The organism is Chroococcidiopsis sp. (genome assembly GCF_051657925.1).
Classification (GTDB): Bacteria; Cyanobacteriota; Cyanobacteriia; order Cyanobacteriales; family Chroococcidiopsidaceae; genus Chroococcidiopsis.
In genome coordinates, this window is sequence record NZ_JBOFLP010000289.1 from 22748 (window position 1) to 42376 (window position 19629).

Here is a 19629-nt window from a genome sequence, read left to right on the forward strand (position 1 = left end):
GAGTATTCTCATTGAATGTTGAGATTTGTTAATGGTATTTGAGGTGGAAGGTTAATTTGAGCCACATTCTAGTCTCTGGCGCTCTAACTGCAATAGTCAGCTTTAGCCAGCGCCAGTTAACTTTTCTTATCGAGTTATGAGTTTGTGTTTTTTGACACAAAAAAGCGATCGAACAACGACATACAGTATGCACCCAGTAGTCACTAAATTTAGGTGCAAAAGGCAGCATTGATGTCGTTAGAGTAACAAGCCTGACTGACGTTTGCTGGTAACTTCCTCAATATTGATAAGCAAAGATAACTTGGTGGAGACAGCCAAAGAATGAGCAGCGATACAGATCGATTAGAACTACAACAACCACCTACGCCACAGTATACGGGTTGGCAAGCAGCGATCGCTCGTTTTTTTCAATTCGATCGTTATGGAACTAACTTCCGCATCGAGACGCTGGCGGGAGTAACTACCTTCATGACGATGGCATACATCCTCGTCGTCAATCCCCTAATTTTATCGGACGCGATTTTTTTACAACAGCCAAAAGATTTATTTGCCGAACAAGTCTTTGCTACCGCAGCGTCAGCGGCAATTGGGACGCTCGTAATGGCATTTGTTGCCAACTATCCCTTTGCCCTCGCCCCAGGCATGGGATTAAACGCTTTTTTTGCCTATTCTGTCGTTTTAACCCTAAAAATCGATTGGCGTTTGGCGCTAGCGGCTGTATTTGCCGAAGGATTGATTTTTATCGCCCTCACCCTCACCAGCGTTCGCAGTCAAATTGTCAATGCCATTCCCATGTCGCTAAAAACAGCAACATCAGTAGGGATTGGTTTATTTATTGCCTATATTGGGATATCTGGCGATCCGAAAACTGGAGGTGCTGGGCTAATTATTGCCAGCGAAGTGACAAAAACAACCCTCGGTAGCTTCAGAGAACCTAATACTCTACTCGCTGTTGCCGGAATTATTATTACTACAGCTTTTTTAGTGCGCCGCGTTAAGGGGGCATTACTCTGGGGAGTACTCGCCACCGCCTTACTTGGTTGGATTTTAGGTGTTACACCCCCGCCCAAAGGAATTTTCCAGATCCCTACTTTACCGACAGATCTCATCGGACAAGGCATTTTCGGTTTATCGCGATTAACCGCTAACAACTTTCTCGACTTTATTGCTGTACTTTTGGTGTTCTTGTTTGTCGATATTTTCGACACCGTTGGTACTCTGTCTGGAGTTGGCATGAAGGCAGGATACATTAAGGAGGATGGAAAACTACCGCGAGTCAATCAAGCACTATTTGCCGATGCAGTGGGAACAACAGCCGGGGCGCTGATCGGTACGTCTACAGTCACTACCTATGCTGAATCAGCCGCAGGCGTATCGGAAGGGGGGCGCACGGGTTTCACAGCTGCGATCGTGGGCGTATTATTTATCCTGGCGATCTTCTTAGTTCCTTTATTCGAGGCAATTCCCGCCTACGCCACTACGCCCGCCCTAGTCATTACAGGCGTGTTAATGATGACAGGTGTATCAGATATTCGTTGGGGTGACGTAGCTGAAGCTGTTCCAGCATTTTTGACAATTCTATTTATGCCCCTTGCCTACTCGATTGCCACTGGATTATCAGTTGGTTTTATTACCTATCCAATTGCCAAAGCACTGCAAGGTAAAGCTCACGAAGTTACGATCGCAACTTGGATTTTAGCCGCAGTCTTCGTGATTCGATTTGTGTTCATGACATTACGCTTCGGTACATCTGAATAAGTCGTAAGTCGTAAGTCAAAAGTTACTGACTACTCACAAATGACAAATGACAAATGACAAATGACTAATTTTTCACCATGAATTCATTCTTTTGCCAGATACCTAAAGCCGAGTTGCACATTCATATTGAAGGTTCCCTCGAACCAGAAATGATGTTTGCATTAGCCGATCGCAACAACATTCAACTACCCTATAAGTCGGTAGAAGAGATTCGCGCCGCCTACAACTTTCAAAACCTACAATCATTTCTCGATCTCTATTATGCAGGAATGAGCGTGTTGCAAACAGAACAAGATTTCTACGATTTAACTTGGGCATACATGCAAAAAGCGTCTGCCCAAAACGTGCGTCACACCGAAATCTTTTTCGATCCTCAAGGTCATACGTCTAGAGGGATTTCGTTTGAAACGGTTCATCGAGGAATTTATCGCGCTCTACAGGAAGCACAACAAGAACTCGGCATTTCTTCTTATTTGATTCTCTGTTTTCTACGACATTTAAGCGCTGAATCGGCAATGGAAGCTTTGGAACAAGCTTTACCTTACAAAGAGACAATTCCAGCCGTAGGCTTGGATTCTTCAGAAGTCGGAAATCCACCTTCAAAGTTTCAAAAAGTCTTTGATAAAGCCCGAGAAGAAGGATTTCGTACCGTTGCTCACGCAGGCGAAGAAGGACCACCAGAATATATTTGGGAAGCCATAAATCTTTTAGGCGTATCTCGTATCGATCACGGCGTACGCTGCATCGATGACCCGAAGTTATTAGAATATTTAATTGAGAAACAAATTCCCCTGACTGTCTGTCCGCTATCTAATATCAAACTTTGTGTTTTCGATTCGATGGCAAAGCACAACATTAAACAATTATTAGATATGGGATTGTGCGTAACAGTAAATTCTGACGATCCATCTTATTTTGGCGGCTACGTGGCTGAGAATTTACAGGAAATAGAATCAGCTTTAATTTTGAGCAGGCAAGATATTTATAAATTAGTGAAAAATTCCTTTCAAGCAACATTTTTGAGTCCGGAAGAGAAGCAGACTCGAATTGCTGAATTAGATGAGTTTATGGTGAAGTAAAATAACTATGGATAAAAAACTCGTTCCACTCATTTCTCAGTTAGAAATAGCAACAACAGTACAGCGATTAGCACGGGATTTGGATCGAGATTATCAGAATAACTTTCCAATTGTCATTGGTGTTTTGAAAGGATCGTTTATCTTTCTTGCCGATTTGATCCGGCAGATGCAAACTCCGATTTGTAATGTCGAACTGATCCGTTTATCTAGCTATGGTTGTTCTACCACTAGTTCGGGTGAAGTCAAAATGTTAATGGGTTTGGCTGAAGGTATTATTAACAACAAGGATGTTATTTTAGTTGAAGATATTGTCGATACTGGGTTGTCAACCTCAAAAGCAATAGAAATATTGAAAACTCATAATCCATCCTCGCTCAAACTTTGCGCTTTACTCGATAAACCCTCACGCCGCAAAGTTCAAGTTGAGATTGATTACTTGGGAATTGAAATTCCCGATCGCTTTATTGTTGGTTACGGTATTGACATGGACGAAAAGTATCGACAATTGCCAGCCATCTATGCGATCGAGGAATAAGCTTTGCTCACTACATTAGAAAAACGTCGGCATATTGTGAATGATTTAGAATTGCTATAAATTTAAGATATTAGTTATTGATGTAAGTTACTATATTTTTAATGATGAAGATTAAGGCTAATAGTTATGCTATCGATCGAGAGGCTTTTAGAAGAAGCATTATCCTTACCAGGTGAATCAAGGGCGCTTTTAGCAGAAAAATTAGTAGAAAGCTTAGAGTTTGATGCAGATCCAAGGGTTCAAGCAGCTTGGATTAACGAAGCGAAACAGCGGCGAGACGAAATCCAAAAAGGTACTGTTCTATCTATTTCGGGAGATGAAGCTTTAGCGCATGTGAGGCGGTTGCTGGAGTAATGAGATATGTATTTCACCCTGAAGCACTTGCTGAATATGCCGCAGCTGTTCAATACTATGCTGAGAATCGTACTGAAGTAGCGCAAGCGTTTATTGATGCTGTCGAGGACGCAATCTATAGAATTAGGGAATCACCTACTCGTTGGCGCGTTATTGATGAAGATATTCGGAGATGTCTGACGCGAAAATTTCCCTATGAATTCTTTACACAGTTGAGTCAGAATATATTCTTATCCTAGCTGTTATGCATTGCAGCCGAAAACCTGGCTATTGGAAAGAGCGCACGGAAACAAAACCTCTAGATGATTAAAATGAGTCATGGATATAGCCTGGAAACTATAGGTTATTAGTCACTGATAACTGATAACTATTCACTGATAACTGTGTGTCGTTATCGGTAGACAAACTGTAAAACAAGTCTTCCCTGGTTGCGATGCAAATGAAATTGTCCCTTGGTGGCGGTTCTCAATAATCCGCCGCACTGCATCTAAACCCAACCCCGAACCCGAACCTACAGGCTTTGTTGTATAGAAAGGCTCGAAAATTCGCGACTGAATTTCTACGGGAATTCCCGCACCAGAATCGGTAATTTGTACCTGGATATAATCGCCATTTTGAGCGGTAGCTAATTCAATTACTCCTTTCCCCGCAATCGCATCAACTGCATTATCAATTAAGTTCGTCCAAACTTGATTCAACTCGCTACCGAAAGCGAGAATTTTAGGCAAAGAGCGATCGTAATCCCGCTGAATTTCAATTCCTTGCTTGAATTTGTAAGCAAATAATTGCAATGTATCTTCAATTCCATCGTGAACGTCAACAATTTGTTGCGCGCCGCGATCCATGTAAGAATAGGATTTCATCGACTGGACGAGCTGAGAAATTCGCTGCGCTCCCCGCAAGCCACTCGAAACCGTACACATAACCTCAAAAGACAGCGCCAGCCAGCGCAACCCCATATCTTTTAATTCTGTCGGATCGTCCTTCCAGCGCTCCATCAGCTCGGTTAAAGTCTCTGTATCTACATTTCCAGCTGCTAATGGTTCGGCGAGTTTCCAAGCATCTTCTACGCCATAGTCTTCTAACCACTCAAGCAATTGTTCCTCGCGATCGCTAAATTCAATGGGGTTCATGCGACGGTTAACAACCGCATCCCAACCATCGTCACGCGCTTTGAGCCATTTTTCTGTATGTTCTGCCTCTACCTGGCGCTGTCCGTAAACAAAGTTCATCCGTTGGAGTTCGAGCAATGCTGGGGTAATATCTTGCAAAGCACGAATTACAGCCGCCGCCGGGTTGTTAAGTTCGTGTGCTAAGCCAGCCGCTAGCGTGCCTAGAGCTGCCATTTTCTCGCGGTTTTGAATAAAAGACTCTAAACCGCGCAATCGTTTCTGTACGGCTTGAAATATTAAACGCTCGAAGCCTCGGCAACTATGTAGTAGGGTACGAAAGTCATCGCCTGAGATTTCGTAGAGCCGACAATTAGAAAGAGCGCGTAATGTTACGGGGACTGGTTCATCAGTTAAAACTTGGATCTCGCCAAAAAAAGCAGGTGCTTGGTGCTGTCCGATCGGCATTTCGATCCCTTCGCTGATGCGGGTAATGCTCACCCGACCTGATAGCATGACATAAAAGCCGCGTGGCGGATCTCCCTGTTTGACAAAGACTTCGCCGCTAGATAGCTCCATTTCTTGAGCGCGATCGCAAACCCAGTGAATCTGCTCTTGGGAAAGCTGTTGAAACAACTCCAGCGTTAACAGTTCGTCTACACATAGCATGGTTGAATCTTCTCCACGCGAGTTGTACTGTTACTGTATCTGAGGATTTACAAAGAAGGGAAGCATGGGAATAATGATTTATTTGCTGTATTGAAAGATACTTTCCGTGAAAGTTTTTGTCGATGAGATGCGATCGAAGTAGCACAGGCGATCGCCTTGGGTAGATTCCTTACATGAAAAATATAGATATACTCTAGTTGTTTGCATCTAGTCGTGATGTCAACTCGATTGTTAGTTTAACCTTGCGGCTTGACTAACTAGACGGAGAAGAGAACAATGCTAGAAAGCGAGCAACAGCGACAGGAAGCGGAACGGGAACGGCAAAACGCCGAACAATATCGGCACGAGTCGGAAATAAAGCGAGGGATAAGTGCCGAGCAGCAGAAGCAAGCTGCATTGTACCAATATGTTGCCGAACAAGAGCGCATTCAGTCGGAGAAAGACCGTCAGACTTCTGAGGAGAGCCGAGAATTCGCGGAGGAGATGCGGCAGACAAAGGATGTTATGAGGCAGCAGGCTGAAGAGGCGCGGCGTGTTGCTGAAGAGGCACGACATGTTGCTGAAGAGGCGCGGCGTGATGCTGAAAAGGCACGACAGCAGGCTGTAGAAGCGCAAAGCATTGTGCAGGAGCAAAACGAGATCTTGGCGGAAATGGCGCAGTCTGTACAACTGTACCGAAAAGCGATGGCGCAATACGAAAAGCAACTAAAGTAGATGTTAGTTTGAAAGCGTACATATGTAATGTAGATATACAGCAAAGAGCGGAAAGATTAGGACAAATTAACTGACTAAAAGCTTGCGCTTGTGCTGAGACTTTTTCATCTACTCGTGCGCTCCCTACTCCCTGCTATATCATCTATATTCCCAATGCTTTTCGAGAAATTGTTAGAAAGTCCCGATCCGGCTACACGGGAAATAGGGATGATGATGCAACAATTTGAACCATGAGCTTATCCCTTCCAAGCTGGAAACTGCTTGCCACAATCTTTACACAAATAACGCTGCTTGCCGTGGCGATGCCCGTTTTTAGAGAGTCGTTCGGATTGGCAGTGAGGACATTTCATTACTTTCATTACCTTGTCCTGCAATACCTCATCACCGACATGAGGACTGAGGTAGGATACGAGTAAATCTTCAATCTGTTGAATGAGTTGCTGGCTGTGAGTTTCGCTGCTGCGTAGAGCAATTAGAATTAACGTATTGCTGCAATGAACGCAGACTTCGGCTAATAGGCTACACCGTCCGTCACTCAAAGTAGGATGGCGCTGTTTCAATAAACTAGCCATAAATGCGATCGCCTCTTGAGTCAAACTCTCGTCAATTGTTTGAAATATTTCTGGTGCGGTGAAAAATTGCACGAAAACAACACGAGATGTTGGTTGCTCGAACAGTTTGGCAACAGCGGCTACTAGCTGTTGAATCATCTGTCTCAGAGGTAACTGAATAATGCTAGGCGTGTTTACCTTAGCCCACATTGCTTTTACTCGTTCGACATGACGAATTTCTAGGGCGCGAAAGATCGCTGCTTTATCAGGGAAAAACTGGTAAAGCGAACCAACCGCTGTATTTGCCCGTGTTGCGATCGCATGGGTTGTAGCGGCTTCATAACCTACCTCAGCAAATACCTCAGCCGCAGAATCTAAAATTCTTTCTACCCTTTGCTTACCTCGTTGTTGCTTCGGCGAACGACGCATAGATTTTGTAGGTGACTCACCACCCTTGCTTGATAAACACGAACGTTCCGTCATATTTTCAAGAAATACGAATAAACCGTCATATATTTTAGGTCAATTTGTAGGTCAGTCTATGCATCCTATTCTCCCTGGTGCGCCTTGGTTGATTGCTCATCGCTCAATGCTAGGAGTCAATAAACCTCATAAAATTACTCTTAACGGTCGAGATTATGTACTGTGGCAAAATCAACAAGGTGAAGTCTTTGGCTTAGATAATATTTGCCCTCATATGCAAGCTCCTCTCTCCGATGGCTGGATTTGTCGAGAGCGAAATACTATTACTTGTCCGTTTCACGCTTTAGAATTTGACACGCAAGGACGGTTGTACCGAGAGGAAACAGTAACTCAACCTTTGTTAGAAAAATTAGATTTGACTGCGATCGGCGATAATATCTGGACGTATGGAGGATATGAGCCGAAAATTCCCATTCCCGAATTAATTGAAAGAATTACCCCTAGTTTTGAATTTGCTGGTGTAGCGGGTTCTAAGAGTATTCAAGGTGACTTCTTGAGCAATCTTTTAATTAATTATGACTACAACCATCAGAATGGTACGCATCGAGAAATATTTAGAATTAAAGCGATTGAGGTCAATGAATACCAGGAGAATGGCTACAGTACAAAACTCCTCCAGAAAGTTACTAGAGACAGTAACACGCTAGGAGAGCTTGCTAGCAATCCAGTTTTACTCACTGTTCCTAAAACATTTGTCAATCAATTTGAATATTCCTTTCCTTGTTTAACCTCATTTGTTGCTACAATTCCTGCCGGTCAATTTATTCAAATTCATTCTTTATATCCTGAAACAGAAAATTGTACTAAGACATTTGTTTTAGTTTTTGCCAAGATTCAGAATTTAGTTTTAAAAACCTTGTTAAAGAATTCGTTACTCAAAGCAGTAGATGAAGTGATTCGGCAGGATACAGAAACAATCGAGAATTTATATCCCAGGCAAAAACCAAAAATCCGCCTGCCAAACGAAGAAATTATGTTTTACGCCCAAAAACTATATCGAGAATGGTAACCGATCGCCTTGTCAGTTAAGCCCGCGCAGCATCTAGGATAGTCTCAGAATTTGGGCGATCGAGTCATTGTGGCAAGAATAGAAAGAAGTGGTAAATTGTACTCGTTCCCTGCTGACACCTGAGACAAGCCAAACAGCTACAAAGTGGAACGTTAATTCACTACTCTATTGACACCTAACCTTGAGTGTTAAAACTTAGATGCGTCGTTGGATTTTGACTGGGGATAATGCTAAGCATTGGAAATCTCAGCTGCATAGCCGAGCCGATTGGTTATGGATTTGGGGGCTGCTCTTGGCAGCACTACTTCTATATACTAAAAACTTGGGTGACTTACCATTGCGAGACTGGGATGAAGGCACGGTGGCGCAAGTCGCGAGAGAAATATGGCGATCGCCTGCAAACTGGCTTCACCCAAAAATTATAAACGGCGAACCTTATTTAAATAAACCACCCCTCATGCATTGGCTCATCGCTCTCACCTATACCATTGGTGGGGTCAATGAGCAGACATCTCGTTTACCAGGGGCATTACTAACTGCGCTTGGCATACCAATTTTATACAGTATTGGACGAGAAATCTTTCACTATCGCACGCCAGCGATTTTCTCGGCTTTGGTTTACCTAGTCATGCTACCCGTACTACGTCATGGCAGGCTGGCAATGTTAGATGGTGCGATCGTCAGTTTTTTTCTCTTTACAGTTTGGTGTTTGTTGCGATCGCGACGCAATCTGCGCTACTGCTTGGGCGTAGGCATCGGTTTAGGATTGATTGGACTAACTAAGGGTATGGTAGGGCTGTTACTCGGAGCGATCGCCCTGTTATTTCTCTTTTGGGATACGCCCCGCTTGTTAGGTAGTTGGTATTTATGGGGTGGAATCGCGATCGGGAGCTTGCCTGTAGCGGCGTGGTATGCTGCTCAGTGGTGGGAATACGGACATCAGTTTACCGATCGCGCTGTCGTCGATCAGTCCCTCAGCCGGATTTGGCAAGCGGTAGAAAACCACCAACATCCCCCCTGGTTTTATTTGCTTGAAATTCTCAAATACTGCTTCCCTTGGTTAATCTTTTTACCTAGCGGTCTGCTTTATACCTGGAATCATCGCAACTGGAGTTGGGCAAAACTGATTTTGGTTTGGGGCGGAGGCTACTTGCTAGCAATCTCGTTAATGGGAACTAAACTGCCTTGGTATGTTTTACCAGTTTACCCCGCGATCGCTTTGGCTGTAGGAGTCCAGTTAACTCAGTTTTGGCAGCAACCCTATCCAGCTAAATATCCCCGCTACGCGATCGCATTTTTAACTTTACTAGCGGTGGTGGCTTGGGCAGCTAGTCTCTACTATAGTTCTTGGAATACCGCGCCAGACTGGGAATTACAGTGGATTTTAGCAGCAGTAGCAGGCACGATGACTTTGAGTGCTTGGTTAGCTGTGAGGGGAGAAAGACAATTTATAATCGTACTTATTTGGGGCATGTACGTTGCCCTGCTACTCTTCGTCACCTCTCACCACTGGGTTTGGGAACTAGCAGAAGCCTACCAAGTCAAACCCGTAGCTGCTCTCATTCAAGCTCGCACACCTCCAAACCGAGAAATCTACACTTCCTTTGCCTATAATCGTCCTTCCTTAGATTTTTACAGCGATCGCCGCGTCATTAGTAGCAGCTTCAGCCAACTGCAACAACGTTGGCAGCAACCCCAACCTTTTCTACTATTAGATCGTTCTACCCTCAAGCGCTTGCAGCTACCATCAGTTAAATCTCTCGGTCAAGTCTCTGGCTGGACGCTAGTTACAAGGGAGAAGTCGTAAGTCAAAAGTCAAAAGTCAGAATTAACCAGTCATTAATAACTGGCAACTGCTCCCTGCTACGCGGCTCCGATGGCGAGGACACCTCGCCCTCTACCCGCTTCCCTGCTCCCTGCTCCCTGATAACTGACTCAATTTGCTATTTCCTTAACATCTTCCACCAATCTGTCCCAGGGAGATTGTTGTTTGTTGAGACTATCTAGACTGAAGATACTAATCCCTAACAAAAAGATACTACCCGCAGTTAAGACTGCTACAGGACGTTTGAGCGAACCAAGGTCGCGGATGATTCTTGCCCAAGGTCGGCTTTGACGACGTAGCGCGTGTGCTACCATAACTTGTTTTAAGCAATGGGGGTCGCGAACGTAATGACCGCTCCAACTAACAACTAGTTTTTCTTGGCAATAAGGACAGGTAAAAAGCCCGCGATTGCCTTTGATTGGCTTGAGTTGTTCGGTACGTTGACAAATCGGGCAAGTGAGAGAGTGGTTTCCAGTGTGAGTGTTCATCAGCGATAACCTAATGCGTCGAACCTGGGGATCGTGATAATAGTTGGCATAAGCAATTTAAAACTGCTAATTCTAGCCAATAAAGCGATCGCGATCGAACCAAACTAAAAATTTAGCTTTTGTCCACAAGTCGAGGGTGGGGACTGGCGGATGCAAACCACGGCAATAGGTAGCTCCTGCCAAACCTTTTTGACAAAACTGGTAAAAGTATATACCAGCCGCTCTGATATTAGCCCCTGTCTTTGAAAGTATTTGGGGCTTTACGAGTTTCTTCACGCCTAGAGCGTTCGATTACGTGAATCTATGAATTTTTATTTTTTCTATCTTAAACGCTAATTCAATATATCGTCTGATTTTATATGCATACTGAAAATAGTTAAGCTACAAGCTAGATGGTGTTTGTTGTCATTTGTCATTTGTGAGTGGCTAGCCACCAGCTCTCGTTGCTACCAACTCATATCGCCACTACTCACAACTCACTACTCACTTTACTCTAGTCATTTGTCATTTGCGGTTGCCTATGACGAACGCGAGAGGATGAGGGATTGCTAATTAGCTCTCAACCTACATTTAAGCACTCTTATAACTCTTTTTCGAGCGCGATCGCACTTGCTTAGCAAAGCTTCTTAAATAATCCCAACTATCTACTTGTCTGGCTTCAGAAAGATCGCTGAGAATGAGTAATAGTAGATTGTGAAAAAAATTTAACTTTATTTTTCGTTTTTTATCTCTAAATGACCGATCGTTCCCTGCCTGAGGTGAGTCAGCCACAATCTGGCGGGCTCGCTGCTACTTCTAACCCTATTGCCCACATTCTCAATCGCTTTCAGCCTTCTCCAGAAGCCGTTGTCTTACTTCTAGCGGTATTGATTGGCGGTGGTACGGGTATGGGTGTAGTGACATTTCACTATTTAATCGAACTCGTTCACTACGTTGCTTTTGTTAATTTGATGGGGACGCTCTCCGCTTGGGGTGCGTGGACGATTGCTCTGGTTCCAACTCTGGGCGGATTCATCGTCGGATTGATGCTGGCGCGCAGGCAAGATTTCGGTCCTGGGCTGTCTTCTTTAATTGCTGCTGCTTCTGGTAGTGCCACGCGACATGCTATTTTGCAGCGACTCCAGCCTGTAACCAAGATGGTAGCTGCTTCTGTATCTTTGGGTAGTGGTGCTTCGCTCGGTCCTGAAGGTCCCAGTGTCGAAATTGGAGCTAATTTTGGCGTGTTACTTGCTCACGTCCTCCAAGTCTCGCAGGAACGCCAGCGTCTACTTTTAAGTGCAGGGGCAGCAGCAGGTCTGGCAGCAGGTTTCAACGCTCCCATTGCAGGAGTATTTTTTGCTCTCGAAGTGGTGTTGGGAACGACATTTGCTAATTCGGCTGTTAGCGTCGTCTTGCTGGCAGCAGTTGTATCGGCGCTGGTTGCCCAAATTGGTTTGGGAGGACAGCCAGCTTTTGCTTTACCTGTATACGAGGTTCGCAGCCCCTTAGAGCTACCACTCTATGTCGGCTTGGGAATCGCTGCTAGCGTTATTTCAGTCGCCTACACTCAATTACTCATTTGGGGACGAGCCTGTTTTCGCGGACAAGTTAAGGGTTTTGCTTGGTTGGGTCGAGTTCCTTTACCAATACATCCAGTTATTGGTGGTGCTTGTGTCGGCTTAGTGGCTTTGCTCTATCCGCAGATTTTAGGCATTGGATACGAAACTGTGGAAGCTGTGCTTCAGGATGTCGAGTTTTCTTTGCTGCTATTGTTGATTCTGCTGGTGCTGAAGCTAGTGACTACGGCGATTAGTATGGGTAGCGGTTTGGTGGGCGGGGTTTTTGCTCCAGCAATGTTTCTCGGTGCTTCGTTGGGGGCAGCCTATGCCAAAATTTTAGCGGCATTGCTGCCACAAGTTGGCATGTATATGGCGGGTCCGCCGGCTTACGCGATGGTGGGAATGGCAGCTGTATTAGCTGGGAGTGCTAAAGCTCCTTTAACAGCAATTCTATTATTATTTGAATTGACGCGCGACTATCGCATTGTTTTACCGTTAATGGCGGCGGTAGGCTTAAGTGTCTGGTTAGTAGAACGGCTGAAAAAAAGCGTAACTCCTGAATCTAGCGCAAATTTACAGCAGTTGAATTTGAATTTAGTTGGAGACGAAGATCGAGAAATTGTGCAGCAAATATTGGTAAGAGAAGCAATTTATGAATCGCCTCTAATGTTGCCAGATTCTATGTCTGTATCTCAAGCAGGCTTATCCATGACTAACGCTCATTGTCGCAGTGCTTTGGTGGTCAATCCCGAACTGCAACTACTAGGAATTGTGACTTTAGAAGATATTAATCGAGCGATCGCAACTTGGGAAAATGCCGATACTCGTTTGGTCGATATTTGCACGACCGATTTACTTTATGCTTACACGGATGAACCTTTATCTGAGGCTCTATCTCGAATGGGAGCCAGGGGGTTACATCAGTTACCAATTGTCGATCGAGATCGACCAGAGCAAGTTTTAGGCTTACTCGAACGGGAACAAATTGCTTTAACGTGTAAACTAGCAACAACTCGCAAAGCGCTTCATCCTTATCTCAAAGTTTCACTACCTGTAGAAGAATTAGCGTTGCCAAAAAGTGAGTAGTGGCTAGTGCCTAGTGAGTAGTAGATTTAATTGTCAACGCCCTGTCAATCGCAAATTGAATTTGCGATCGATAATATAAGTGGCGGGCTTTATCAGTTCTAGTCAGGAAACCTTAACAATAAATTGCTTGCCTCTGGTGGAAAGATTGTTAAGCTGCGTTTTTCCAATGGGAACTCGATAAGTACCCGCCTAAGTAACTGAATAAAGTTATCGCGCTACTGCAAGTTGAACAGCTTAGTCTTTCACCCGCTAGCTTTACTTTTGGGTGAAAAACTAACTCTGCAACTCTCAAAAAGCGCTTTTCTAGCAAAACTTGAGGCACTGTTTGCTGGTGATAAAATTGAGCTTGAAGTCTGACGAAATAGCGGATCGATTTGGATGCGATCGCGTCCCCTAAATCTCAAGCTGTAGCCTCTACGTCTTCTTTTGCTCCATCTATTTGCTTGAGATGAATGTGTTTTTTCCCTAGAGTGATGACAAATTCATCTCCTTGTTGTAAACCCATTTGCTTCGTATATGCCGAACCAATTAGCAAATTACCGTTCGATTGAACGCTAATGCGGTAGCTGGCACTACGTCCGCCACGCCCATTCGAGTTGGAAGTACTATCTAATTCAATCCCTTCCGCATCTATTAGCGCGTTGAGAAACTTCATCATATTGACACGCTCTACACCATTTTTGGTAGTCGTGTAGTAGCCGCATTCCTTTGCCTTTTCTTCTTTACTCAGGCTATCTAGCTCTTTGACTTTCTTGAGCAGTGCTTCTCCGGCTAGAGGCTCGATCTTTTTCTTTTTATTCATCAACTTAGTTTTGTTTTGACTGGAGCAGGTGGTTTACAGTTTTGATTGTCAGCTAACTGAAGCTATGATTTAGTTTACTTTAGCTTTATATCAGCTTAGCTAACTATAATACACTGATTATAGTGATTCTTTCAGCTTTTCGATCTTAATTTTGAAAATTTTTTTGATTGAAAATAGTAGGAATCATCCTAATAACTGTCCGAGCTTTGTCAATCCCCGATCGAATCGAATCATCCTCAGGAAATAGCATTGGCAAAAACTGACTGAAGTACTGTTGGTTGTGTGGTAGCGATCTCGATCGCTATCTTCGGTAAAAATTATTCGTTCGGGAACGAGTGACGTTCGTCTATTTATCTACCCTCAGTAGGTAATTAAACTGAAAAATTGCTCTACCCCAGAAGACAACTACGTGATTTTTGCTGCACGCATCAATGTGTAAAGTAATTTTCTCTAAATATAAAAAGAGCGAGAATAGAAGTCGTAAGTCGTAAGTCGTCAGTAAAAAACCTCTTGCCTCTTGCCTCTTGCCTTACTGATAACTGATAACTGAGAAATGAAGCTGACAACTAGGGGTCACTACAGCGTTAAAGCATTGCTCGATCTGAGCCTGCAACCAAATTACACTCCGGTAGCAGTTAAAGCAATTGCCGCTCGGCAAGAAATTCCTGCTCCTTATTTAGAGAAATTACTGATTGAAATGCGACGAGCAGGATTAGTAACATCGGTGCGGGGAGTCCAAGGAGGATACAAATTAGCGCGATCGCCTGCGGCAATTTCATTAGGTGAAATTCTCGCTGCTGTCGGAGAAACTATCGAACCTTTGCCCCACCATCAACCAGAACCAGGACAAGCAGAAGATTGGGTCACTTTTACGCTCTGGCAACGATTGCATCAAAAAATGAGAGAAGCATTGTATAGTATTACTCTTGCCGATCTCTACTACGATGCCCGTAGTTGGCAAGCCGCTCAAGGAGAAGAAACAAATTTTGTTGTTTAGGAGCGAGGAGCGAGGAGTGAGGAGTCAGGGAATAATCAGGCGCGAGGAACAAGGAAATAATTCTGAATTTGGGAACGAGAAGTGAAGAATTTTTGGCTTTTGCATTTCCCCCTCAGCTCCCTCAGCTCTCTTCTCATCGCCGCAGTTTTAGACTACTTAATTGGCGATCCTTGGGATTTTCCCCATCCGGTGCGGGTGATGGGATGGTTAATTTCTCAGTTTAATTATTTCGCATTCAAATATTTGAGATCGGAGCGATCGCTCTACTGGGCAGGTGTGGTTTTAGGATTGGGATTAATTCTTGGCAGCGGTGCTGTTAGCTGGTTAATGGTTTACATTGCTAGCCAATTACATCCATTACTGGGTCTAGTTACAGATAGCATTTTATTAGCCAGCTGTTTTGCACTTCGCAGTCTGAGAACGGCAGCAGAAGATGTTTTGCAACCTTTGAAAGCAGGCGATTTAGTGCGAGCCAGAGCAAAATTAAGTCTTTATGTTGGTAGAGATACGCAAGAACTCTCAGCACCAGAAATTTTGAGAGCAGTCTTAGAGACAGTAGCGGAAAATGCGACTGATGGGGTCATGGCTCCCTTATTTTACGCGATCGCCTCTGCCTTCATACCATATACAAATGTGGCGTTTCTGCCCTTGGCATACAAAGCAGCAAGTACTCTCGATTCGATGGTAGGTTATCGAGAAGCACCATACACTCATTTAGGTAGATTTAGCGCTAAATTGGAAGACCGATTGACGTGGTTGCCTTGTCGTTTGACATTATTAACCCTCGCATTGCGATCGCTTCAGCCTATGTATGTGTGGCAAATGTGCCAGCGAGATGCAATTAAAGATCCTAGTCCTAATTCGGGTTGGAGCGAATGCGCCTATGCAGCTGTCTTAGGCGTGCAACTGGGAGGGACAAATTGGTATCGGGGAGTAGCCAAGCAAAAGCCTTTACTTGGAGATGCAATTTATCCCATCACAGCCGAAAAGATCCATCAAGCTCTACAACTGACAAGGTATTGTTTTCTCTTGTGGCTAGGTTTGGGAATCGGGGCGATCGCTTTAAGCCGTTGAGGGAAAGTCAAAAGTCAAAAGTCAAAAGTCAGAAGTTCTAACAGATCGCTGCTCCCTGCTCCCTGCTACAAATACTATTAACTCCGAAATAAGCGCGTATATTGAGTTTCGTGAGCCATGCTTGCCAGCGATAAACCCCAACTACAACTACTCAACTCGTCATCTGTTAAAACTAGCATCTTAGCAGTTGCATCAACTACAGAAGTTTGTAAATTGATTAAAATCTGTTGTCCGGCAGTTTGTCCCAAGGGAATCAGTTTAATTCCAGCAGTCACTAGATTTGTCGCCCAACTATGCAAATAACCTAAAACAGCTGCATCTTGGGGAATTTGCCAGCAATGCGCAGCCACTCCAAAGGCGATCGCATAATTCACTGAATGACCTACCGCATTAAATATAGATTCTAACTGTGGCTCAAGTTCCAACAACAACCGCACCAGCGATCGCCCCATTTGCCAACTAGAATTACGCAACTCTTCCGTTTCTCGCGCCGCCGATAGCCAACTATTCCAATAATTTAAATCTGTTAAATTGCTGGTCGCAACAGCATTGTATGCCCTTACCACCATCGCCGCTTCAATCCGAATTGCGCCAAAATGCAATTCCCGTTCCAACCAATGTTGCAAACTTTTAGCATCTGCGATCGCCCCCCATTCTACCAGCGTTTCTATACCCTCAGAATAACTATAAGCCCCTACAGGTAAAGCCGGACTCGCCAACTGCAATAAATTGAGAATACTCAATTGCTCCACATCCAACTACAAATGACGAATGACAAATGACAAATGACAAACTAATGATGTCCATATGCGCCAACTTCGGGCTGAAATGGAGCGTCTTCTTCTACTATCATGACTCCCAGATGTTCTAACATTGCTTGTAAAACTGGATCGGGAGATAAGCGAAGATAGTTAGTACCAATTTCTAGGGGTACGTGACGATTACCCAAATGATATGCAGCCCTAAGTAAATCTAAGGATGTGGCTGCTGTGACCGTCAAGACTGGCTCTGATTTTGCCTTGACTAAAATTAAATATTCGCCATTATCCGTTCGCAACATATCTCCATCCCGCAACACCGTTCCTCTGGGTAAACGTAAAAATACCGTTTCTCCTTCCTCAGTTTCAAAGCGATGGCGGCTTTTCTTACGTTCCTCTGCCGTCAGCACCAAGGTAAAAGCATTGACAGCACTATTAATAGCTGGTAAGCGATCGGTTATAGTTAACATCAGTTATCAGGGAGCAGGGAGCGCACGAGCAGTTAATTCTCTACTTACGACTTACGAATTACGACTTCGTTAAGGGCTGCCTTGTAATCGCAGCATTTCATCTTGAATTCGCTGTCTTAAATCGGGATTATTTTGGACTGTTTTGGTAATTTGATTAAATTCTTCAAAAGAACTAAAGTATTTTTTCACAATTGATTCATACTGCGAGCAATATCCTTTGGCAATACTGCGAGCGTTATCTGGTAGGTTAGAGATGCTATCTTCGCGATCGCACGCAATGCGGGGTAAATCTTCAGAACCCATACTTTGTTTGAGATCGGTTAAAGCAGTTTGGCGGACTGGTTCTGCCTCCAAAACAGCTCTAGCATAATTATTAACTTCGGCTTCGCTGAAGTCTTGGGCAGATGCGGCAGTGCTGAAGTTGAAATTGCTGAAGTTGTGCAGATCGGGTAGTCCAGCCACTACACTCAACGTGCTAATTGCGCCAATAAGCAGCGATCGCGATAACATCCGGTTGAAGTTGGTCAGTAAATAGAGATAGCAAAATTTAGTCATATTTTATGTTGGCAGAAAATGTCATACCGGAGGCATCAGTTCTTTTGAATCATTTTAAGAGTTAGAAGTTCCAGCCATGTCTCCCTGCGCTTTATTCCAGCTTACAGCTAGCTGTTAGATGATGAAAAAATCTGGCAAAGGGCGATCGCTTTTGTTTGTAGCGTCGTTATTTGTTCTGCACCTTGTTTCAAGCTCACTTCTAATTCCAGCAAGACGGGTAAAGCAGCGATCAGTTGCTGTGTAGAAATCTGCATCACTTCTCGCTTGAGAATAAATACTCGCTTAGGATTGCTAATTTCTGCTGCTTGAGCGATCTGTTGTTCCGAGTTTTCGCCTCGTTCTAACATTAGCTTCACCCATAGCCAAGTCCGAAACTGTCCGATCAACGTCGCCACGATTTTGAGTACGGGTTCGTTACGGCTGATTAACTGCCCGATGAGGATCAAAGTTTTGTTTGTATCTCCCTGACGAATTGCTTCTGCTAGCTTTAAACTATTTTGAGTATTGACTTTAACCAAGTCTGCTACAATCCTCTCGCCTATAGGTGGAGAATTCTCACCTGCATAGAGTTTGAGCTTTTCCAGTTCGTTATAAAGCAGTCGCGTATCATTTCCTACAGATTCAACGATCGCTTCTACTGCACTGGGAGTGAGCTTCACCCCTAAGTTTTGGGCGGCTTGTCGTACCTGCTGAAGCAGTAAATCGGTTTTCCACGGTGGAATCAGCGCAAATTCTTGCACTTCGGCATGTTCTTGGAAAAGTTTAGTCGATTTCAGCCTGCCATCCGGTTTATTGCGACTTGTCAGTAACAAAACTGAAGTCTCGGGAATAGCTGGTAGGGTGCGTTTTAGTTCAGCCAATAAGTCATCCGAACAATTTTGACAAACAGTTGTATCCACCAGCCAAACAAGACGACTACCCATTCCAAATGGTGGTGTCATCGCTTGATTGAGTCCCTGAATTACAGCGTCGGATTGTGTAGGCGGAATTTGCGTGTAGTTAAAACTCATCCAATTTGGATCGAGGAAGCGATCGCGCAAGCCATTAACTGCTTGTTGCAACGAAAACTCATCCTCACCCCAGTAGAAGTAGATTGGCATAATTTATCATTCGTCATTTGTCATTCGTCATTTGTGCTGTTTCCCGTTCCCTATTCCCCAATAACTGACATACTCTAGCATCTCGATCGCCTTGCATTGACTAACTCAAATTAGAAGTATAGTTTCAGTGGAGCAAACTTGTTTTATGGTGGAACTAGTGTAGGTCACCGATCGCTGACAACTGACAACCGATCGCTGTACGGGCGGGTTTTGAACGAAGATGATGGCTAAAGCCCGTGAATCTGCTTGCTAAACCCGCCCCTACTACGACAACCGATTACTGTACGGGCGGGTTTTGAACGAAGATGATGGCTAAAGCCCGTGAATCTGCTTGCTAAACCCGCCCCTACTACGACAACCGATTACTGATAACTGTGAACTTCCCTATCCATCCCATCATGACCCAGAGTTTTGCGGTTATCGATCGCGAAATTGGCACGCATAAAGATAAATTTAGTCCGGCTGAGTATGCGATCGTCAGACGGGTAATTCATAGTACGGCTGATTTTGAGTTTCAGCATTTGATTCGTTTTAGTCCCAACGCTATTGAAGCAGGAATTCAGGCAATTCGCGATCGCGTGCCGATTATTACTGATGTAGGAATGGTAAAACAGGGTGTAGTGAATTTGCTCAGAAAAACTTTTGATAATCCACTCATTAGCGCTGTAGAAGGAG

Annotated in this window: 21 protein-coding genes and 1 pseudogene; 12 read left to right on the forward strand and 10 right to left on the reverse strand. The window is 44.2% G+C overall.

Annotated elements, in window-relative coordinates:
* Positions 1 to 321 precede the first annotated feature (321 nt).
* From ACRC32_RS23585 to ACRC32_RS23605, 5 genes and pseudogenes are all read left to right on the forward strand, one after another.
* Positions 322 to 1758: an NCS2 family permease gene (locus ACRC32_RS23585; RefSeq protein ID WP_438556262.1), complete on the forward strand. Its 1437-nt coding sequence runs from the start codon at positions 322 to 324 to the stop codon at positions 1756 to 1758.
* Positions 1759 to 1835: 77 nt separating this feature from the next.
* The gene (locus ACRC32_RS23590) at positions 1836 to 2837 is read left to right on the forward strand and encodes an adenosine deaminase (protein ID WP_438556263.1); all 1002 of its coding nucleotides are present in this window, start codon (positions 1836 to 1838) and stop codon (positions 2835 to 2837) included.
* Between the two features lie 7 nt (positions 2838 to 2844).
* Complete coding sequence (gene hpt / locus ACRC32_RS23595) at positions 2845 to 3372, forward strand: hypoxanthine phosphoribosyltransferase (RefSeq protein WP_438556264.1); 528 nt, start codon at positions 2845 to 2847, stop codon at positions 3370 to 3372.
* Between the two features lie 126 nt (positions 3373 to 3498).
* Entirely contained in the window at positions 3499 to 3726 is a 228-nt protein-coding gene (locus ACRC32_RS23600) for an addiction module protein (RefSeq protein WP_039713124.1), read from the forward strand.
* Positions 3726 to 4036, forward strand: a pseudogene (locus tag ACRC32_RS23605) (type II toxin-antitoxin system RelE/ParE family toxin). Before ACRC32_RS23600 ends, ACRC32_RS23605 begins: the two are co-directional and overlap by 1 nt.
* A gap of 61 nt (positions 4037 to 4097) precedes the next feature.
* Here ACRC32_RS23605 and ACRC32_RS23610 read toward each other — a convergent pair.
* A complete protein-coding gene (locus ACRC32_RS23610) occupies positions 4098 to 5504 on the reverse strand; it encodes a sensor histidine kinase (RefSeq protein ID WP_438556265.1) in 1407 nt (468 codons plus the stop codon).
* Between the two features lie 276 nt (positions 5505 to 5780).
* Here ACRC32_RS23610 and ACRC32_RS23615 point away from each other — a divergent pair, with 276 nt between their 5' ends.
* A complete protein-coding gene (locus ACRC32_RS23615; RefSeq protein ID WP_438556266.1) occupies positions 5781 to 6218 on the forward strand; it encodes a hypothetical protein in 438 nt (145 codons plus the stop codon).
* A 236-nt stretch (positions 6219 to 6454) separates the two neighbouring features.
* Here ACRC32_RS23615 and ACRC32_RS23620 read toward each other — a convergent pair whose 3' ends face one another.
* Complete coding sequence (locus ACRC32_RS23620; RefSeq protein WP_438556267.1) at positions 6455 to 7252, reverse strand: TetR family transcriptional regulator; 798 nt, start codon at positions 7250 to 7252, stop codon at positions 6455 to 6457.
* A 58-nt stretch (positions 7253 to 7310) separates the two neighbouring features.
* On the opposite strand from ACRC32_RS23620, the gene ACRC32_RS23625 reads away from it, so the two are divergent.
* Positions 7311 to 8261, forward strand: coding sequence for a Rieske 2Fe-2S domain-containing protein (locus ACRC32_RS23625; protein WP_438556268.1), 951 nt, complete (start codon positions 7311 to 7313; stop codon positions 8259 to 8261).
* A gap of 199 nt (positions 8262 to 8460) precedes the next feature.
* Entirely contained in the window at positions 8461 to 10068 is a 1608-nt protein-coding gene (locus ACRC32_RS23630; protein ID WP_438556269.1) for a glycosyltransferase family 39 protein, read from the forward strand.
* Between the two features lie 128 nt (positions 10069 to 10196).
* Here ACRC32_RS23630 and ACRC32_RS23635 read toward each other — a convergent pair whose 3' ends face one another.
* The 3 genes from ACRC32_RS23635 to ACRC32_RS23645 all read right to left on the reverse strand — a co-directional run bounded on the left by ACRC32_RS23635 (position 10197) and on the right by ACRC32_RS23645 (position 11345).
* A complete protein-coding gene (locus ACRC32_RS23635) occupies positions 10197 to 10574 on the reverse strand; it encodes a hypothetical protein (protein ID WP_438556270.1) in 378 nt (125 codons plus the stop codon).
* A gap of 72 nt (positions 10575 to 10646) precedes the next feature.
* On the reverse strand, positions 10647 to 10850 hold the full coding sequence (locus ACRC32_RS23640) for a hypothetical protein (protein WP_438556271.1): 204 nt from the start codon (positions 10848 to 10850) through the stop codon (positions 10647 to 10649).
* A gap of 294 nt (positions 10851 to 11144) precedes the next feature.
* Positions 11145 to 11345: a hypothetical protein gene (locus ACRC32_RS23645; RefSeq protein ID WP_438556280.1), complete on the reverse strand. Its 201-nt coding sequence runs from the start codon at positions 11343 to 11345 to the stop codon at positions 11145 to 11147.
* Here ACRC32_RS23645 and ACRC32_RS23650 point away from each other — a divergent pair.
* Positions 11309 to 13198: a chloride channel protein gene (locus ACRC32_RS23650; protein WP_438556272.1), complete on the forward strand. Its 1890-nt coding sequence runs from the start codon at positions 11309 to 11311 to the stop codon at positions 13196 to 13198. The two genes, ACRC32_RS23645 and ACRC32_RS23650, sit on opposite strands and share 37 nt — an antisense overlap.
* Positions 13199 to 13598: 400 nt before the next feature.
* Here the strand turns inward: ACRC32_RS23650 and ACRC32_RS23655 are convergent, their stop codons facing one another.
* Entirely contained in the window at positions 13599 to 14000 is a 402-nt protein-coding gene (locus tag ACRC32_RS23655; protein ID WP_015156902.1) for an AbrB family transcriptional regulator, read from the reverse strand.
* A 553-nt stretch (positions 14001 to 14553) separates the two neighbouring features.
* Between ACRC32_RS23655 and ACRC32_RS23660 the strand changes: the two genes are divergently transcribed.
* Both ACRC32_RS23660 and cbiB read left to right on the forward strand, forming a co-directional pair.
* Positions 14554 to 14997 carry an Rrf2 family transcriptional regulator gene (locus ACRC32_RS23660; protein ID WP_015156901.1) on the forward strand — a complete coding sequence of 148 codons (444 nt, stop codon included), beginning with the start codon at positions 14554 to 14556 and terminating at the stop codon, positions 14995 to 14997.
* Between the two features lie 81 nt (positions 14998 to 15078).
* Positions 15079 to 16071: an adenosylcobinamide-phosphate synthase CbiB gene (gene cbiB / locus ACRC32_RS23665; RefSeq protein WP_438556273.1), complete on the forward strand. Its 993-nt coding sequence runs from the start codon at positions 15079 to 15081 to the stop codon at positions 16069 to 16071.
* Positions 16072 to 16148: 77 nt separating this feature from the next.
* Here the strand turns inward: cbiB and ACRC32_RS23670 are convergent, their stop codons facing one another.
* The 4 genes from ACRC32_RS23670 to holA form a co-directional block, all read right to left on the reverse strand.
* Positions 16149 to 16814, reverse strand: coding sequence for an urease accessory protein UreF (locus tag ACRC32_RS23670; protein WP_438556274.1), 666 nt, complete (start codon positions 16812 to 16814; stop codon positions 16149 to 16151).
* 50 nt (positions 16815 to 16864) lie between these two features.
* A complete protein-coding gene (ureE, locus tag ACRC32_RS23675; protein WP_438556275.1) occupies positions 16865 to 17299 on the reverse strand; it encodes an urease accessory protein UreE in 435 nt (144 codons plus the stop codon).
* A 69-nt stretch (positions 17300 to 17368) separates the two neighbouring features.
* Complete coding sequence (locus tag ACRC32_RS23680; protein ID WP_438556276.1) at positions 17369 to 17854, reverse strand: DUF4168 domain-containing protein; 486 nt, start codon at positions 17852 to 17854, stop codon at positions 17369 to 17371.
* Between the two features lie 107 nt (positions 17855 to 17961).
* Positions 17962 to 18954, reverse strand: a complete 993-nt coding sequence (holA, locus tag ACRC32_RS23685) for a DNA polymerase III subunit delta (protein WP_438556277.1) — start codon at positions 18952 to 18954, stop codon at positions 17962 to 17964.
* A gap of 398 nt (positions 18955 to 19352) precedes the next feature.
* Here holA and ACRC32_RS23690 point away from each other — a divergent pair.
* On the forward strand, positions 19353 to 19629 hold a 277-nt coding region (locus ACRC32_RS23690), incomplete at its 3' end, for a precorrin-8X methylmutase (RefSeq protein ID WP_438556278.1).

Coding starts and splice junctions, on each gene's coding strand:
- ACRC32_RS23600 (WP_039713124.1), top strand. CDS start 3,499: ATGCTATCGATCGAGAGGCTTTTAGAAGAAGCATTATCCTTACCAGGT.
- ACRC32_RS23625 (WP_438556268.1), top strand. CDS start 7,311: ATGCATCCTATTCTCCCTGGTGCGCCTTGGTTGATTGCTCATCGCTCA.
- ACRC32_RS23655 (WP_015156902.1), bottom strand. CDS start 14,000: ATGAATAAAAAGAAAAAGATCGAGCCTCTAGCCGGAGAAGCACTGCTC.
- ACRC32_RS23590 (WP_438556263.1), top strand. CDS start 1,836: ATGAATTCATTCTTTTGCCAGATACCTAAAGCCGAGTTGCACATTCAT.
- ACRC32_RS23610 (WP_438556265.1), bottom strand. CDS start 5,504: ATGCTATGTGTAGACGAACTGTTAACGCTGGAGTTGTTTCAACAGCTT.
- ureE (WP_438556275.1), bottom strand. CDS start 17,299: ATGTTAACTATAACCGATCGCTTACCAGCTATTAATAGTGCTGTCAAT.
- holA (WP_438556277.1), bottom strand. CDS start 18,954: ATGCCAATCTACTTCTACTGGGGTGAGGATGAGTTTTCGTTGCAACAA.
- hpt (WP_438556264.1), top strand. CDS start 2,845: ATGGATAAAAAACTCGTTCCACTCATTTCTCAGTTAGAAATAGCAACA.
- ACRC32_RS23680 (WP_438556276.1), bottom strand. CDS start 17,854: ATGACTAAATTTTGCTATCTCTATTTACTGACCAACTTCAACCGGATG.
- ACRC32_RS23615 (WP_438556266.1), top strand. CDS start 5,781: ATGCTAGAAAGCGAGCAACAGCGACAGGAAGCGGAACGGGAACGGCAA.
- ACRC32_RS23585 (WP_438556262.1), top strand. CDS start 322: ATGAGCAGCGATACAGATCGATTAGAACTACAACAACCACCTACGCCA.
- ACRC32_RS23650 (WP_438556272.1), top strand. CDS start 11,309: ATGACCGATCGTTCCCTGCCTGAGGTGAGTCAGCCACAATCTGGCGGG.
- ACRC32_RS23660 (WP_015156901.1), top strand. CDS start 14,554: ATGAAGCTGACAACTAGGGGTCACTACAGCGTTAAAGCATTGCTCGAT.
- ACRC32_RS23635 (WP_438556270.1), bottom strand. CDS start 10,574: ATGAACACTCACACTGGAAACCACTCTCTCACTTGCCCGATTTGTCAA.
- ACRC32_RS23630 (WP_438556269.1), top strand. CDS start 8,461: ATGCGTCGTTGGATTTTGACTGGGGATAATGCTAAGCATTGGAAATCT.
- ACRC32_RS23620 (WP_438556267.1), bottom strand. CDS start 7,252: ATGACGGAACGTTCGTGTTTATCAAGCAAGGGTGGTGAGTCACCTACA.